Source organism: Herbinix hemicellulosilytica (assembly GCF_002904165.1).
GTDB classification, from domain to species: Bacteria; Bacillota; Clostridia; order Lachnospirales; family Lachnospiraceae; genus Mobilitalea; species Mobilitalea hemicellulosilytica.
The window spans coordinates 108,442-125,883 of the sequence record NZ_CVTD020000010.1 but is presented as its reverse complement, the minus strand read 5'-3'; the positions used below and the strand labels follow the sequence as shown (position 1 = coordinate 125,883).

Here is a 17,442-nt window from a genome sequence, read left to right as displayed (position 1 = left end):
TGTTTGATACTTAAAAATATTTATACCTCAGTATATCAATCATTTTTTAAAGTACTTATAAAGGCTTACTAATACATAAATGTAAATTCATTTTAAAATTGGCAAGATATCTTAGCCTGTAACTTATAAGTTAATTGTAATGCCTTCTATCAATAATTAATTTGTTAGTCCACTACATTAGTGTCTATTAATAACTGAATAAGACATACAGCACTAATATATTATAGTGTTTATCAAAATACATTACGAAATGGAGGTTTTTTGATATGGGAAAAGCATTAATTATCGGAGCCGGTGGAGTCGGCAGAGTTGTTGCTCACAAATGTGCACAAAATCCTGATGTTTTCGAAGAAATTATAATAGCCAGCAGGACTTTGTCAAAATGCGATGAGCTTAAAAAAGAATTGGATGGAGGTAAGACCAAAGTACATACTGCCCAGGTAGATGCCGACAAGACCGAAGAAGTAATAAATTTAATTAACCGTTTTAGACCCGATATCGTCATAAATGTTGCTTTGCCTTATCAGGATCTTTCCATTATGGAAGCCTGCCTTGCAACAAAGACGGACTATGTGGATACCGCCAATTACGAGCCACCTGAAGTACCGAAATTCGAGTACAAATGGCAGTGGGCATACAAAGAAAAATTTGAAAAGGCAGGTATTACAGCCCTTTTGGGAAGCGGTTTTGATCCGGGAGTTACCGGAGTATTTACCGCTTATGCCCAGAAGCATTACTTTGATGAAATCCATTACATAGATATTCTGGATGCCAATGCAGGGGACCACGGTTATCCTTTTGCCACCAACTTCAATCCCGAAATCAATATCCGTGAAATAACTGCTCCCGGAAGCTACTGGGAAGGCGGTAAATGGATTGAAACAAAACCTCTGGAAATAAAACGGACTTTCAATTTCCCCGAAATTGGCTACATGGATATTTATCTTCTTCACCATGAAGAGATAGAGTCCCTGGCAAAAAACATAAAGAACGTAAAAAGAATAAGATTTTGGATGACTTTCTCACAAAAATACCTGACTCACCTTCAGGTTCTTCAAAATGTCGGAATGACATCGATAGAGCCTATAGAATTTGAAGGCAAGATGATACAGCCACTTCAATTTTTGAAAGCGGTACTTCCCGATCCTGCCACCTTGGGTCCCAGAACCAAAGGTAAAACTAATATCGGATGTATTTTCAGAGGGATTAAAGACGGTAAACCGAGAAATTATTATGTATATAATGTCTGCGACCATCAGGAATGCTACAAGGAAGTCGGTGCCCAGGCCGTATCCTATACTGCAGGGGTGCCTGCCATGATCGGCGCTATGATGGTTTTAACCGGCAAGTGGAAAAAACCGGGCGTATTTAATGTGGAAGAATTTGATCCCGATCCTTTTATGGATGCATTGAACAAGAACGGCCTGCCCTGGAAGGAAGATTTCTCACCGGAGATTTTTAATTAAGGTGATGTTTGAAATGGACAGAAATGTTGAAACTTTCAGAACCTTAAATTTAAGTATTGATATATCAAAACTTCCTACACCCATTTACATAGTTGATGAAAGACTGCTAGAAAAAAACCTTAAAATTTTAAAAGATGTAATGGATAAGACAGGCTGCAAAATTTTACTTGCCCAAAAAGCTTTCTCCATGTTCTCATTATATCCCATGATTGGCCGGTACCTTAGCGGTACCGCAGCCAGTTCCCTTTTTGAAGCAAGGCTGGGTTTTGAGGAAATGAAAGGCAAGGAAGTCCATATATATGCCCCGGCTTACAGGGAAGATGATTTTGATGAAATAATAAAGATCTGTGACCATATAATCTTTAATTCCTTTTCCCAATGGAAAAAATACAAAGACAGGATAAAAGCCGCAGTAAAGGAAATTGAATGTGGCCTCAGAATAAACCCGGAGTATTCGGAAATTGAAACCGAAATTTATAATCCCTGTGCTGCAGGTTCAAGGCTCGGTATTACTATTGATAACTTCAGGGACGAAGACTTGACAGGTATAGACGGCCTGCATTTTCATACCATGTGCGAGCAAAACTCGGATGTCTTAAAACGTACGATTGAAGTTGTGGACAGGAAGTTTGGGAAATACATAAAGAAAATGAAATGGATAAACTTCGGAGGCGGCCATCATATAACCAGGCCTGATTATGATATAGATACTCTTATTGAATGTATAATGTATATAAAAAATAAGTACAATGTAGAAATTTACCTTGAACCCGGTGAAGCAATAGCTTTAAATGCCGGATACCTTGCAGCCAGAGTTTTGGATTTTGTAAAAAACAATATTGACATTGCAATCCTTGATACCTCTGCAGCCTGCCATATGCCTGATGTAATCGAAATGCCTTATAAGCCTAAGATTGTTGGCGCCGGTGAACCGGGCGACTATCCTCATATTTACAGGCTTGGCGGACTGACCTGCCTGGCAGGCGATATTATCGGAGACTACTCCTTTAAAGAACCCCTTAAAGAAGGCGATATCCTCCTATTTACCGACATGGCTATCTACACCATGGTAAAAAACAACACCTTCAACGGTGTAAATCTTCCGGCTATTGCAACTTATAATGATGAAGACGGATTAAAAATAATAAAGACATTCGGGTATGAAGATTTTAAAGGACGTCTTTCGTAAATGTGTCAAAAATAAAGATATTCCCCTATTATGGGTAACTTTTTCAATAATCAAATTGAAAAATGGAAATATTGTGACGATGTTGCTCATTCAGTGTTGATAATTAAACAGATATTTTATTAAGTATGATTTTAATTGAATAATATATAAATACCCTTGATATGTAACCGCAATTACACATCAAGGGTATTTAATTTAAGTTCCAAGCTGCAATTATAAGTTTAAACTTTTCATCCTTTGTTAATCCTTTTAAAATACCTATTGGCTTTCTGCCACTTCTTTCGTTCTGCAAATAGTCAATTATCCGTTGTATAAGAAAGATAATTTAAGATTTATCCGTTTCAATCTTTTTCATTGTATCATTCAATATCTCTTTTCTCAGTGTCATAAGCCAATCTGAAAATTTAACAATATCAAAAGCATATGTTTTATTTAATTCATACTCATTTTCAGACCAGCTACTTATCGGAGCTTCATTGTGCTGAATCAGTGCTTCCAATTTATCAAGTGCTTTATATAGTTTGGCTTCTTTGGTTACTTGAGCATTCATTTCAATAAAAAGTTCTGATAGCTGAGTCGAAATATCATCCGGAAGAGATTTAATCCATTCATTTAATGACGCTTCTTCCTCCTCACGGTCGTTTTCCGTTTTTTCAAAAACCGGAATATCACCGGTAAAACATTCACCCAAATCATGAATAAGACACATTCCTACAACCTTATCCATATCCAGTTCGGGAAACTCATTTCTTAATAAAAAAGCCATCAGTGCGGTTCTCCAGCTATGCTCCGCAACACTTTCAACCCTGCCTTTTGATGTTGTGCAATGTCGGAGCGTATCTTTCAATCGTTCTGCTATATGTAATATTTCAAGAAATTCACGTGCTTTCATCAAACCAGCCTTCCTTACATAAAAAAATGTCAACCTATTTCATTATATCAGTTGACAGTCTGTTTTGCATATGGTATTTTCCTGTTTGAAATATCATTTTTAACAATTAAAATTTCCCTTTAGAGGTGATATCTATTAGGTCAAAAAATATAAACTGCGAATTTTGCCAAAATTCATTTCAAAAAGATAATATATGCAAAATAAGAGCCCATCATGGACTTTGCATGTTCTATTTTAAAGGGAAAGGTTATAGCAGCGAATTTGTAAAAAATATGACTGATTTTAAAAATATACTGGACAACAATCCCCATATCCTAATTACAGGCAAAGCTGATGCAATCTGCTTTAAATGTCCGAATAATATAAATAATAGATGTACTACCGAGGAAAAAGTTTCATATTACGACAGCCAGGTATTATTAAGGTGCAATTTATCCGACGGAGATATCTTACCCTATCAGGAACTTCGCAACCTGATATTGCATAACATAATCCTTCCCGGAAAAAGAGAAGAAATATGCGGCGATTGCAGTTGGACCATGCTGTGCCGGATTCCGGAATATCCGGATTAGATTAAAATATTATGGGTAATCACTCATAAGCATAAATACTAATAAGTTTAGCAAGTCAGTTTCATTAACAGCTTACACTTGACCAACTCCCTATTTTATCTTTAATGATATTACATAATTCAGCGTTATTTCTATTGTTTTCCATATTATTTTATTTTTTTCCGTTTCTAATAATTTATCTTTAGTTTCTATATATGACAGCAATTTTTTGATATCAGCATTGCCGATTTGAGCAGTTCTTTCGTGTACTCATGGTCAGGACAGAAAAATAACTCCTTGGCTTCTTTCATCTCCACAATTTCACCCTGATATACGACACAAACCCGGTCGCAAATCTGAAAGATTACATTTAAATCATGAGAAATAAAAACATAAGTCAGATTATATTTTTTTTGCAGGTCTTTAAGCAAACGAAGTATTTGTGCCTGAATGGTAACATCCAGTGATGATACAGGCTCATCCAGGATAACCAGCTTTGGATTAACAATAAGGGCTGCAGCAATGGCTACTCTTTGCCTTTGTCCGCCGCTTAACTGAGAAGGGTACCGTTTTAAATGCTCTGTTGAAAGCCCTACTTCACGGATAATTTCATTAACTTTTGCTAATCGTTCTTTTTTCTTAAGCTTCGTCTGAAGTTTTAAAGGTTCTTCCAAAATCCATCCGATTTTTTTTGTCGGATTTAAACTTCCGTATGGGTCCTGAAAAACCATCTGCGGCTTTGACAAAAAAGATACTAACCCTTCGGTAGCCCCATCATTGATATTTATAATACCTTCAATTTCTTTATTAAGTCCGACAATAGCCTTTGCCAGCGTTGATTTTCCGCTTCCGCTTTCCCCTACTATACCTAGAGTTTCTCCCTGTTTCACCGAAAAAGTCATATTATGAATTACCTGTTTCCTGCTTCTTTTTCCAAGCAGTCTTTTGCCATTTTCGCTGTAAAATACATTAAGATTCTTAATCATAAGTATGTCATCTTGTCTGTTTTTCTGCTCTGCCGGGTCAGGTATGTCTTTTTTTAACGTATTCTCATTTCTTTCCAAATTCCTGATAAAGATTTCATTTTGAATATCTTTTGACATGATACTGTTTTTGGAAAACGGTACGGGAATTGCGGCAAGAAGCTTTTTTGTATACTCATTTTCGGGATCAGAAAATAACTCCTGGGTCGGTCCTGCTTCTACTATCTTACCGTCTTTCATAACAATAGCTCTGTCGCAAATGCTTTGAATTACCCTAAGATCATGCGAAATCAGGATAATACTTGTACCATGTTTTTCGTTCATTTTTTTCAGCAGCCCAAGAATTTTGCTCTGTGTCGTAACGTCAAGGGCAGTCGTAGGTTCATCCGCAATAACCAGTTTCGGCCGGGTAATCATGGCCATAGCTATCATTGCTCTCTGGCGCATTCCGCCGGATAGCTGATGGGGATATTTTTGATATATTTCCTGTGGTTTTGATAAACCCACTTCAGCTAAAGCTTCAATAGTTAAAGCTTTATATTCTTCTTTTTCATATTTGGAATGTAGCCTTAGCATTTCCTCTACCTGAGCACCTATGGTTAAAAGCGGATTAAAGGATGTCATAGAATCCTGAAAAACCATTGATATTTCGCTTCCCCTAAGCCTGCGAAATTCCTTATCTTCTATGGTAAGAAGATTTTTTCCGTGAAAATTTACTTTTCCGCTTAGTATTTTGACAGACGGAGGAAGAAGCCCTATTACCGACAGGGCAGTCATAGTTTTACCCGACCCCGATTCTCCTACAATTCCAATTATTTCTCCCTTTTTAACCTCAAATGAAATATTATCTATTACGGTATTAATTTTTCTTTTATCTGAAACTCCAACGGACAAATTTTCCACGCTTAAAAGTGTTTCATAATTAGTCATTTCCCATTCCTCCACTGATGAGGCTAAAACCGAGGACTGTCAGGATTATCATTAATCCCGGAGCCAATGCATACCACGGAGAATCCAAAAGATAACTTTGAGCTTCTGACAGCATACGTCCAAGGCTTGCCTGAGGGGGTTGTACACCAAGCCCCAGATAACTTAGGCCTGCTTCGGCTAGCACGGCATTATTAAATCCGATTAAAAGAGCAGGTATCAAAACATTCCTGGTATTGGGCAGTATGTGAATAAACATAATCCGCAGGCTACCCGCCCCCATAAGTTTTGCGTTATTTACAAAATCCCTTTCCCTTAGGACAATAAACTCACTTCTTATCACACGGGCATAACTGGGGACAAATAAAATTCCCAGAGCAAAGATAATATTATATGTTCCCGTCCCAAAAATACTTACAAATACCAGTGCAAGCAAAATACTCGGAATTGCGGTTAAAACATCATTAAACCTCATTATTACTTCATCTAACCATCCGCCGAAATATCCTGTCAGGGCTCCGACTACGGTTCCAAAGAATGCCCCTATAAGTACTATTGAAACGGCTATTACATATGTGGTTCCTGCTCCAACCATAACACGGCTTAAAATATCTCTGCCAAAATTATCGGTTCCAAGTGGATGCATAAGGCTCGGAGGAGAATTTTTCAAGGCTGCATTCATTGTATTTGGGTCATAAGGAGTATAAAAAAAGCCTATAATAACAATTAAAAGCACTAAAGATGTTATAACCAAGCCCAATATATAATTTAAATGGTAGGTCTTCCCTTTTATTTTTACCATCTTCTTCACTCTACCCTGCTCTAATCTCTTTTGACTCTGGGGTCAATCCATTGATAAATTAGATCAACAATAAAATTAATAATTATTACTACGGATACGATATAAAGGATAATGGCCTGTACAACTGCATAATCCCTGTTTGAGATGGATGATACCAGCAAGCGGCCAAGACCGGGAAGGTTAAATACCTGTTCCACAAGAATGGCTCCTGCCAGTATATCAGCTAACATCATGGCCAAAAAAGTTATTACAGGAATTAACGCATTTTTAAGTATATGCCTAATAAGAATTCTTGCCTTAGTCATACCTTTGCTTTTAGCCGTTCTTACATAATCAAGTTCCATTTCCCTAAGCAAAGAGCTTCGTAAGAATTTCACCGTCATGGCTATCTTAGGGACTGCCACCGCAATGGCAGGAAATATCATAAATCTTAAAAACTGTCCGAAGTTCTCCCCCGGATTTATGTAACTTCCCGGAGTAAACCATTTTAATATGATACCGAAAATCAAAGTAATTAGCATACCCAAAAAAAATGGGGGTACCGACATAAATATCTGCGTAATCAATGTAATAAAAGAATCCGGAATACCGTTCTTTTTACCGGCAGCAAAAATTCCAAGGGGTATAGAGATAACAACTATAAGCAAAAAAGACATTACTGCCAGCCAAAAAGTTACGGTCAAACGATTTTTTATTAATGTACTGACTTTCATTTGCATCTGGTACTGGGTTGAGTAACCGAAATCCCCTTTCAATGCTCCTTTTAGCCAGTTAATGTATCGAACGGGAAGGCTTTTATTAAGCCCCATCTCTTCCCGGTATCTTTCCAATTGCTCTTTTGTTGCATCCATACCAAGGGCATTTAAAGCACTGTCACCCGGAATTATCTGAAAAGCTGTGAAGGTCAGAACGGAAGTAATAAGCAGTGACACTATGAGAGTAGCTAATTTTTTTAAAGTATACTTCATCCGTACCTTCACCTCCTTAATTTAAATATAATTTTACTTTTTAAATTGTATTTATAATTTTATCTTTATAGTAGGATTTATTAATTTCTAAATATAATAGGATATTATTTTCTAAATTACAGGTTTAATCCACAGGAAACTTTAAAAGAATTTCCTGTGGATTATCTTCTTTGCTGACATATAAGCAGATCTGCTTTTATATAACCATTTATTAGACCATTATAAGAATAATCGATAATATTACTTTTTATAATATACCCGTGCCATATCCTGAACATAAATCGGATAGTAAGTATATCCGCCCAATTTATCATTTACAGCAGTCATCTGATGCGGATCCTGAATAAATACGGCAACAGCATCATTGGTAAGCATAGCCTGCATCTTTTTATACAACTGAATCTTTTTTTCTTCTTCGGTTTCTAATTCTCCTTGTTTGTAAAGGGCATCAAATTCAGGATTAATATAGTTCATAAAATTATTATTCGCATCCGAACAGAATCTTGATAGTGCCTTTCTTGGTGCCAGTTCGGCAGCAAGGCCTACAAGGGTTGTCTCGTAATTTCGTCCTTGATATACGTCAGACTTCCAGCTGGACCATTCAATCAGCTGAATTTGAGCTGTAATTCCAACCTGTTTTAACTGTTCAACAATAACCTGGGCGGTATCGACATGATACTGATAGTTTGATGGAACGATTATAGTAAATTTAAAACCGTTTGGATATCCAGCTTCATTCAGTAATTCCTTAGCTTTTTCCGGGTTATACGGATATACATTAACAAGGCTTTCGTCATAATATTTCTTAAAACCAGGATACATATTGGTACCTATGACGTTTCCCCGCCCTCCGGCAACCATATCTATAACTGCCTGCCGGTCTATAGCGTAGCATAAGGCTTGTCTTACCAGTTTATTGTCAAAAGGTGCAACTTTGTTATTTATAAAGAGCCCTTGAATCAGATTCATGGGTCCCGATTCAAGATGATATCCTTTAGGAAGCGATGACGCCTGTGAATCGGTAATATAAGGAAGGATATCTATATTTCCTGCCTGAAGTTCCATAAATGCTGCATCCGTATTGGATGATATCTTGAAAGTAACCCGGTCAAGATACGGAACCCCTTTAAGATAATATTCCTCATTCTTTTCCATGACGATACTCTGTAGCGGGGTATAGGATACAAACTTAAAAGGCCCCGTACCGATCGGTTTGGTATTCAGACCCTCATAATCCTTAGGTACAATTGAACATGTTAAATATGGAAGCAGTTCCGTTTCTGCCTGTTTTAAGCGAATTTCGACCGTTCTTTCACCGGTTGCAATCACATCAGAAATAACAGAAAGCGCCGATTCAACTATAACCGTTGGATCTTGCGGTTCTAGCATACCGGCGCTTCTCTTTATCGAATATACGACATCATCAGCTGTAACAAGTCTGCCATCATGAAATTTCACATTTTCCCTAAGGGTAAAAGTATATACCATTCCGTCTTCTGAAATCTGATAGCTTTCTGCCACAGCCGGAACTAAATTTCCGTCAGGATCAAACTTCACCAATCCTTCAAAAATATTGAATAAAACTTCTTTGGTTCCTGCCGATAATGCCTTGTGCGGGTCAAGACCGTCCAAATCCTGGGTTATACCTACTGTGATTGAACCCCCATAGGTAGGCTCCGATTCTGTCGCCTCCGTAGGTTCCGTGAAAGACGAGTTCTCATTCGCGGGAGTTTTACTCTTATTTGTATCTTCCTTCTTGCCACTACATCCGTAGAGTGCAAGAGTAAATACAAAAATAAGAAGCAATACTTTGGCCGGTTTCATTTTAAGCATAATCTCACTCCTCACTCATGATTACTCACAATATTTAATTGTATCTAACATAATAAAACAAATTTTCTCTCTTTGCAAGGAAAATATTCCATTATGCTGTCATATTTACTGTAATTTTAGTCTTTAATAAAGACCGTTTTAAAAAACTTTATTGCCCTTTCAGAAAATCCTGCTCAATATAAATTAAACCCGTAAATCAGTCAGGCAGATTCTTCCCACACTTGGGACAGAAATCAAATTCTGAAGAAACAGATGTTCCGCAATAAGGACAAAATGAAACACTTGTGCCGTTTTTTTCATGGATAGATTGATTGGCAGATGTTTTTCTGCCGTATATCTCATTCAGCGGATCTGACTCCTCATCTTCATCTACTATATCAACAATAGAGTAACGGTTCTCTTTTGTTAAATTATGATAGTTGTATATCAAATTATAAACAGACACACCGATTGCAATAAGTCCAAACGGAATCATTATATATGCTCCCATAGATGCGGCACTTATACACCAAAATATAATAAATAAAATGGCAGCAATGCTACTTACCATACCCTTTTTTGACGGTCCTCTTCCAGGTTTTATACTTTTCATAGACTACTTTCCTTTCTATTTAAGTTTGAATAAAAACCATAATAAACCTCTATAGATGGTTTCCCTTTATTACGGATATATGTTTCTTAAACCAACCGGTTTATTTTAAACCTATTATTTCTTTTAGGTCCATCTAATCTTTTATATTAAAATCAGCCATTTGATTTTTCTTGCATTATTGCCAAGTCCAAAATTTCATTAAAATCTCAGTCGATACCATATTCTTTCTTTAATACTTCCTTATATGTGGTAGCTATTGCAGGGTATGTATCAAACAATATACCATCTAAATCCCGGAATAAATACTTGTATAAAACATGAATAACGTTCTTTCTTAATCAACATAAATAATTATATCATAGATAAAAGCATTTAAAATTATATTTTGATTATATTATTAAAATTTGGTTAATAAAACCATATTATAATACTTCAATCAACCATATCATTTATCTAAAATCCATATTTGTAGAAATTTAGACATCAAAAAAATAATAATAAAAACCGTCAAAAGTGACGGTTTAATAAAGCAATCTTAAGTTAATTGTCTGTATAAAAATCCTTATAGTCTTCTAAAGTAAACCGATGATAAATAATATGCTCCCCTTCAACAGTCAGACAGTACCTGTAATCATCAGGCTCGCCGTTTTCAAAATATATCAGGTAATCAAATTCTCCGTTATTAATTTTTTCAACATGAACACAGTCCGAGTATTTTTTAAATACCCCAATAATTTCATCAACCGAAACATTGTGTTTTGATACCGTAGATATAAAATCATATAAAAATCCATTCTGGTCTGTGTGACTATAAATGAATTCAGATGCTTCTTCCGGTAGGAAAAAGCAAAACCTTTTATTTTCGCAAGAAATACCGATTGATCCCAGTTCTTCTTTAACACATTCTGCAAATGCGTTTAAAACCGATTTCATTTCACTTTCATTTAAATCTGTGCCTAAAAGCCGGTTAAGTGACTGTAACGGATAGTACAAACGCACAGATTCTTTTCTGTAACCAAGTTTTATTTGCTGTTCTTTTATAACATCAATTATATTTTTCTTAAGTTTTGAAAAATTCATCCTGACTCCTCCATCTAAAAAAGTAAAAATAGATGTATCTAAATCATTTATAACCTAAAATTTGAGATTTTTCTACAGGAAATCTTAAGATTATTCTGCTACACTTGCCGGTAAGCCATATATCACAAGTTTTTAAAATTTCAAAAATTCTTGCAGAATATCCTCTTTATACGAATGTATGTTTCGTAAAATAATAAGCTCCCCTATAAATGGGAGCCAACGAAATTAAGTATGTTTTTACCTGGTCAAATCAATAAAGCTGTTATAAAATAAGCAGTCATATCTGTACCTTTATCTTCATTTTATAATCTTATATTAGTAACACTGGCTAAAATATCGATGAAAACGATATTTTAGTCATTAAATAAAACATTATATAAGTTTTCAATGCTTACGTCGGTCTGAAGCAATGACTGGAGTTTATTAAAAGCTTTTGCCGGTTCACCGATTAGCATATATCCGACAAACACTCCCTTCCGGAATACAAGTCTGGAATAATTAAATTTTTCTTTGTCAATCCTTTGGTCAATTTCATAAGTTTCATTAGAATTCTCCGGTTTTATAACACCTGTATCACCCGAACAGACTACTCTTGTTCCCATAGTGGCTAGTATATAAGGAACATCCGTTATTTTGTACTCGGCATTTCCTTTCGCGGCATTTATACCTGCAACCTGTCCTTGTTTGCTTGCCACAGCCCATTGTCCAAACCATCTGCCCTTGATACCGGCCACATCTCCTGCTGCGTATATATCCTTAATGCTGGTTTCCATTTTCTCGTTAACACTCACAAACCGGTCCATACTAATACCAGTATCTTTAATAACAGAAGTGTTAGGTGCAACACCGACCGACACTATAACTACATCGGCATCAATTACTGTTCCGTCAGTCATATGCACCTTATTAACATTTCCGAGACTGTCCCCTTCAAACCCTGTTACGGTTTTACCACACAAAACCGATATGCCCAAACTTTGTACCTTGTCATTAAATATTTGCGATCCCTCTTCATCCAACTGCTTAGGCAATAATCTTGGCATTCCTTCTATTAAAGTCACATTTATACCCATTTCCGAAATTTTATGTGCCGTTTCAAGCCCAAGTAATCCGCCGCCTATAACAACCGCCTTTTTAGCCCCATTAAGGCTCTTATTTATTTCGGCAACATCCGCCCAGGTCCATAAGGTATGAACTTTCGAAAGCTCCTTACCCTTAAATGGAGGCATAATGGGTGTACTTCCGGTAGCCAGTACTAAGCTGTCAAAACTATATTCTTTACCGTTTGCCCTAATTTTCTTTGCACCGGTATCTATTAATGTAACTTTTGAGGATAATTCCAACCGAATTTTATTTTTCTTAAACCATTCTTCATCATTTATTTTAAGTCCATCAAAATCCGCACTCTTGCCAATAAATTCACATAAACGGAGCCTATAATACGGTACCAGATTTTCCTCACCAAACATAATTATTTCAGCTTCAGGGTCCTGAGTTCGCGCCGCTTTTGCTGCCGAAAGCCCTGCAACCCCGGTACCGATAATTATAATTTGCCTGCCTGAACTACTGTTTATCATAATAAATGTCCTCCGTTAATTAAATAAAGTTAACATTTAATCTTTCTAATATATTCTAAGCAAGTTTAGCAAATTTATAATTAAATCACATTGTTTCTACAGTTTTAATTTTTATCAATTAATATGCGTAGAAAACTTTTATCTGCACAAAAGCCTTTGGGTAACAATATCAGAATAAATCTCCATTCCGCTTGTATTTGCAATATGAATTACATCTTTAAAACTACTGCTTTCAGGCAGGAAAGATGCAATCAAATTTTCCTTGCGTAAAATACGGTCCGGATTGAAAATCACATCCTGATATCCGTCAAATATAGCCACATAAAAAATTTCCGATTCAACAATATCCTGAAAGAAATGGCTGCCGTAAGACAATTCCGGCATAAAACCTTCTTTTTTTGATGAGTATTCACAAAGGACTTTCATGTTACAGATTTCAGAAAAATGTACCGGAATCCCAAGGGATGGTGTGGTACTTCCCCACCTGCCGGGCCCTATAAGCATAGTATTTTTCCCTTTCATTTCCCTGTTAATAATACCTATTTGCCTTGCCACCTCGTATTTATCCTGTTCACTCAAGTTTAAATAAGTTTCAGCCTTTATAAAAATTACATAATCAACAGGCAGGCGTATACTTCCGCCCATAAAATTACCCTTGCTTGAGAAGAAGCAATCCTTTATATCCTTTATTTCCGGTATCATAACAGTCTTTCCCAGTCCTTTGGTTTGCAGCGGACGGCACTGTAAGAGATTTATTTTAAAACCGTTATCTTTATTAAAATTAGCCGTAAACTCAATATCAACCGGATAATCGTATGCTTGTGACAAAACTTTTAGCATCTTACTCATTATTGCGGCAAATTGTGTATCCGTAAAAACTTTTTTAAAATCCAAAAGATAAGGAGTCTTATAATCTTTATAACCCAGTTCGCGTAATCGGGCTAAAGTTGCATAGTCTGGGCTTACAAACAGATTCTTGTCTGTTTTTAATGGTATGGATAAGACCTCATCCACATCTTTGCTTTCCATGATATTGTCTTTAAATGAAAGTAGGTCCAGACGGTGTTGCGAGAATTTCTTCTGGTCTTCCAAATTCATCGGAGGAATTCTAAGGGGATTATCCAGGCATACTACTTTTACATAGTCACCGTCGGTCCGGTCCACTGCTCTGGTACCCAATCCGAATACAAGCCTTAACATCCCTGCATTCATGTCAATACTTTCATCCCATACATAAAGGTTGGAAGAATATCCGACACCGGCGATATGAGGGAAAAAGTAATCCCCATACCTGTCTCCCGATACCCTTTGCACCAATATAGCCATTTGCTCATCCTGCCATGCCAGTCCCCGATTCATCCGATAGTTTAATGCGTCTTCGTTCATGGTACTTGCATAAACTATACGTACTGCCTGTTCAAAAGCCTCATATCTTTCCTGAGGTGTCCCCTGATTTACGCAGAAAACGCTCTCATATTTCCCGGCAAAGGCATTGCCAAAGTTATCTTCCAGCAACGAACTTGATCGTACTATAATAGGTGACTGGCCAAAATATTCCAGCATTTGAACAAATTGCTCCTGAATTTCTTTAGGAAATGTTCCGTGCAATAGTTTTTCCTTAAGTTCTTTGGCATATTTGTAATAGCCCTCCGGTGTTTTTTGCTTGACCCTTAGCCTCCACCAGCCGTTTTGAACTATATATGTGTAAAAAACATCGGAGCCGATATAGAATGAATCATGGGGCTCCAAATATGATGAAACAAAGTCACCGCCTTCAGTTTCTAAAATTTTTCTTGCCAAAAGCATTCCGACACTTTTACCCCCGATAAAGCCTGTGCCGATTTCTCTGGATGCAATGGCAAGTATATCTTTTAGGGTAAAATACCGGTCGCATAACTTAAACATCCTTGAGTCATTGCCGATAATCATTTTCATAAGCCGCTTCTTAACTGCTTCCTGCCTTCTTTGGGAAGCGCCAAGCACTTTTTTCGCATCGTTAAAGATAGTATTCCAGTTATCCAGCCTTATATCTCCACGGTTTATGTTATTAAAAAGTTCGGCTGCGTCTGAACTTGAAGTTATGCAGACAGCCTCCTGTCCTTGTATCAAATGCGGGAAAAACATGGTAGGTGAATAGCGCTGCCATACTTTAAGAGGATGAATATAGATTTTATCATTGATATGATATAGATCGAGGAGTAACTGAGTTGTTTCACGAATGCCGGCTATGGTACTGTAGGTATGACAATTTCGTATTATAGCAAAATATGCAACCGTATATAGATCATATAAATAAGGACAGGTAGCCTTAAAAAAATTACCGATCATCAAATCCGAATGCCAATATTCCAATAAATCAGTGAGGCAATCGAAAACGTAATATACCCTTTTACCTTCCTCTTTTATGATATTATGTATTTCAGTGGCGAAGCTTTCGAAGCCTTTTTTTGCATTAATATGATATATCTTAATATCCTTATCGTTTTCGAATACAGGCTCATGTTTTGCAAAACGGATATAAATTAGTTTTATGTTTTCTTCTTTTGCCCTTTCTGCAAAATAATTAACCATCTTCTTATAGTCCGAAACCGAATCCACTTGCCAAACTACGTTATCTCCAAACCGCAGGTAGTCAATTACCTGATCTAATCCCTTCAAACCGGTACTTGCTTTTTCGTATAGATTCATGGCCCACCCCATTTCTGATTATGATATTTTATTTTTGCTTTAATAAACTATATTTTCTTTACCGAATTAATTTAAAACCAGTATGTAAATTTGGTTGAACATCAATTCGCATACCGTAAAATAAAATATTGTAAGCATTCAACGACAATCTGCCTATTAAATAAAGCTATCAGATTTCACTATTAATTGACATATTTGCCCATTTGATGTAAAATGTGTATAATTCTTACAATTACCCATAAAACTTTTGATATATTCTTCAAAACATTAAAAGCATATGCAAGAGAAAATAATTCGAGGAACATAATAAGCAAAGTGCTATTTTTATTTTATTAATTAATATATTTTTTATCAAGTTATGTTTATCAGGTTAGTATTTACAAGCAGGAGATAGATAATGAGAAAAAAAGCATTACTAAAGTATTGTATTTTCATTCTTATATTTACCTTAATCGTATTTCTAAAGGAGTATGTTATTGAGAAGCTTGAATTTATATACAATAGAACATGGGGCTCCGGAAACAGTTATATTTACTTAATTACAATACCTTTTATTTTCAATATTATTATCGGTATTCTTTTGGGTTTGGACCATTTATCTGCCGAAAGTAAAAAATCCGGTAAATGGAAAATCAATTTATTCAGGTTAATTATATTAGGTTTACCTTCTCTGTTCTTTTCATTGTCTCATTACATTGCACTGCTTAACATTAAATTTTTTACGAAAATATTCCATGGCACAAATTATATACCTGTTTTTCAAATATTATTAGGATATGTTTTAATAACATGCTTATATAAAAACAATAAAAATTAAAATAGTTATACATTTTCACCCGTTAGATGGTACCAAGCCGGTGCATTAAAAAATAAGAGAATCTCACAGTTGAGATTCTCCCGTTTTAAACTCTTATTATTTTCTTTACCATCCGTTTCTGTGCCAGATTACGGACGGGTCTATATTCTTTATATCCCTGGAGCAGGTTCTTGCCATTACACCGGCCAGTTCTTCTGTCATCTTAATAATCTGATTCTTTACACCCTCCCAGCCGTTCTTTTTTAACGGCTCCATAATAGCTCTTCCGACTGAAACAGCATCCGCACCCAAGGCTAGTGCTTTGAATGCGTCCATACCGCTTATAATTCCACAGTCAACGAATATAGGTATTTGACGATTGATTACTTTAGCTATCTTTGGCAATACGTATAAAGGGGGAACTGCATAATTCATTATTCCATGATGATGAGATACAACAATTCCTTTAGCTCCGGCTTCCAGAGCTTTATAGGCATCCTGCTCGCTTAAAACGCCTTTTATAATAAAGGGCAGTTTAGTTGACTTAATAAACTCCTTTAATTCCGAAAGAGTCTTAGATTTCATCTTCTCGCCCAACACCACATCATATTTGCCGTTCGATCCGAAAGAATGGTCTATATCCATGCCTACAGCCATAACCCCACACCGTTCCGCATGCTCAATTCTGCGGAAAATATAGTCATTATCGGCATATGGTTTAATTATACTTATGGTGCGGGCTCCGGTAGCCGTAATAGCTTCTAACTCCGCTTCATCACACATACCTACCCAGTTAACTGCATTAGCTTCCAAGGCACCTTTGGCCATCTCAACCATTCCGTTTTCACGAATATTACCTAAATGAGACAGGGCTGCCATCATAATTGGTGTATCAAATGTTTCTCCGTATAATTCGAATTTAGTTGAAGGTATTTCAGAATCAATATGCCTCATTTCTACCAATAATGAGTCAAAGTAATCTCTTGTTATTTGATCTGAATCCCACGGTTTTTTTCCCTCTACATCTTTCATATCGGCCACTCCTTATATAATATTTAAAATTTCATATATCCTGATCATGTTATATAAAATGTTTTC

Annotated in this window: 13 protein-coding genes; 3 read left to right on the top strand and 10 right to left on the bottom strand. The window is 36.2% G+C overall.

Annotation, left to right across the window (positions count from 1 at the left end):
- Window positions 1-266: 266 nt before the first annotated feature.
- On the top strand, window positions 267-1,466 hold the full coding sequence (locus HHT355_RS03990) for a saccharopine dehydrogenase family protein (protein WP_103202133.1): 1,200 nt from the start codon (window positions 267-269) through the stop codon (window positions 1,464-1,466).
- A 13-nt stretch (window positions 1,467-1,479) separates the two neighbouring features.
- Entirely contained in the window at window positions 1,480-2,655 is a 1,176-nt protein-coding gene (nspC, locus tag HHT355_RS03985; protein WP_103202238.1) for a carboxynorspermidine decarboxylase, read from the top strand.
- 325 nt (window positions 2,656-2,980) lie between these two features.
- On the opposite strand, the gene HHT355_RS03980 is transcribed toward nspC, so the two are convergent.
- Window positions 2,981-3,547 (bottom strand): HD domain-containing protein, encoded by a 567-nt coding sequence (locus HHT355_RS03980; protein WP_103202132.1) that lies wholly within the window; start codon window positions 3,545-3,547, stop codon window positions 2,981-2,983.
- A gap of 224 nt (window positions 3,548-3,771) precedes the next feature.
- On the opposite strand from HHT355_RS03980, the gene HHT355_RS03975 reads away from it, so the two are divergent.
- Window positions 3,772-4,119 (top strand): DUF1284 domain-containing protein, encoded by a 348-nt coding sequence (locus tag HHT355_RS03975; RefSeq protein ID WP_103202131.1) that lies wholly within the window; start codon window positions 3,772-3,774, stop codon window positions 4,117-4,119.
- Between the two features lie 188 nt (window positions 4,120-4,307).
- On the opposite strand, the gene HHT355_RS03970 is transcribed toward HHT355_RS03975, so the two are convergent.
- From HHT355_RS03970 to HHT355_RS03925, 9 genes are all read right to left on the bottom strand, one after another.
- Window positions 4,308-6,011 (bottom strand): dipeptide ABC transporter ATP-binding protein, encoded by a 1,704-nt coding sequence (locus tag HHT355_RS03970; protein WP_103202130.1) that lies wholly within the window; start codon window positions 6,009-6,011, stop codon window positions 4,308-4,310.
- On the bottom strand, window positions 6,004-6,810 hold the full coding sequence (locus HHT355_RS03965; RefSeq protein WP_103202237.1) for an ABC transporter permease: 807 nt from the start codon (window positions 6,808-6,810) through the stop codon (window positions 6,004-6,006). The genes HHT355_RS03970 and HHT355_RS03965 overlap by 8 nt, the downstream gene beginning before the upstream one ends.
- Before the next feature lie 20 nt (window positions 6,811-6,830).
- Window positions 6,831-7,778, bottom strand: coding sequence for an ABC transporter permease (locus HHT355_RS03960; RefSeq protein ID WP_103202129.1), 948 nt, complete (start codon window positions 7,776-7,778; stop codon window positions 6,831-6,833).
- Between the two features lie 240 nt (window positions 7,779-8,018).
- On the bottom strand, window positions 8,019-9,611 hold the full coding sequence (locus HHT355_RS03955) for an ABC transporter substrate-binding protein (RefSeq protein WP_103202128.1): 1,593 nt from the start codon (window positions 9,609-9,611) through the stop codon (window positions 8,019-8,021).
- Between the two features lie 196 nt (window positions 9,612-9,807).
- Window positions 9,808-10,203, bottom strand: coding sequence for a zinc ribbon domain-containing protein (locus HHT355_RS03950; protein ID WP_103202127.1), 396 nt, complete (start codon window positions 10,201-10,203; stop codon window positions 9,808-9,810).
- A 540-nt stretch (window positions 10,204-10,743) separates the two neighbouring features.
- On the bottom strand, window positions 10,744-11,283 hold the full coding sequence (locus HHT355_RS03945) for a DUF3877 family protein (protein ID WP_103202126.1): 540 nt from the start codon (window positions 11,281-11,283) through the stop codon (window positions 10,744-10,746).
- Between the two features lie 353 nt (window positions 11,284-11,636).
- A complete protein-coding gene (locus HHT355_RS03940) occupies window positions 11,637-12,860 on the bottom strand; it encodes an NAD(P)/FAD-dependent oxidoreductase (RefSeq protein ID WP_103202125.1) in 1,224 nt (407 codons plus the stop codon).
- 138 nt (window positions 12,861-12,998) lie between these two features.
- Entirely contained in the window at window positions 12,999-15,548 is a 2,550-nt protein-coding gene (locus HHT355_RS03935) for a PEP/pyruvate-binding domain-containing protein (protein WP_103202124.1), read from the bottom strand.
- A 922-nt stretch (window positions 15,549-16,470) separates the two neighbouring features.
- Complete coding sequence (locus HHT355_RS03925) at window positions 16,471-17,376, bottom strand: alpha-hydroxy acid oxidase (RefSeq protein WP_103202122.1); 906 nt, start codon at window positions 17,374-17,376, stop codon at window positions 16,471-16,473.
- Window positions 17,377-17,442 lie beyond the last annotated feature (66 nt).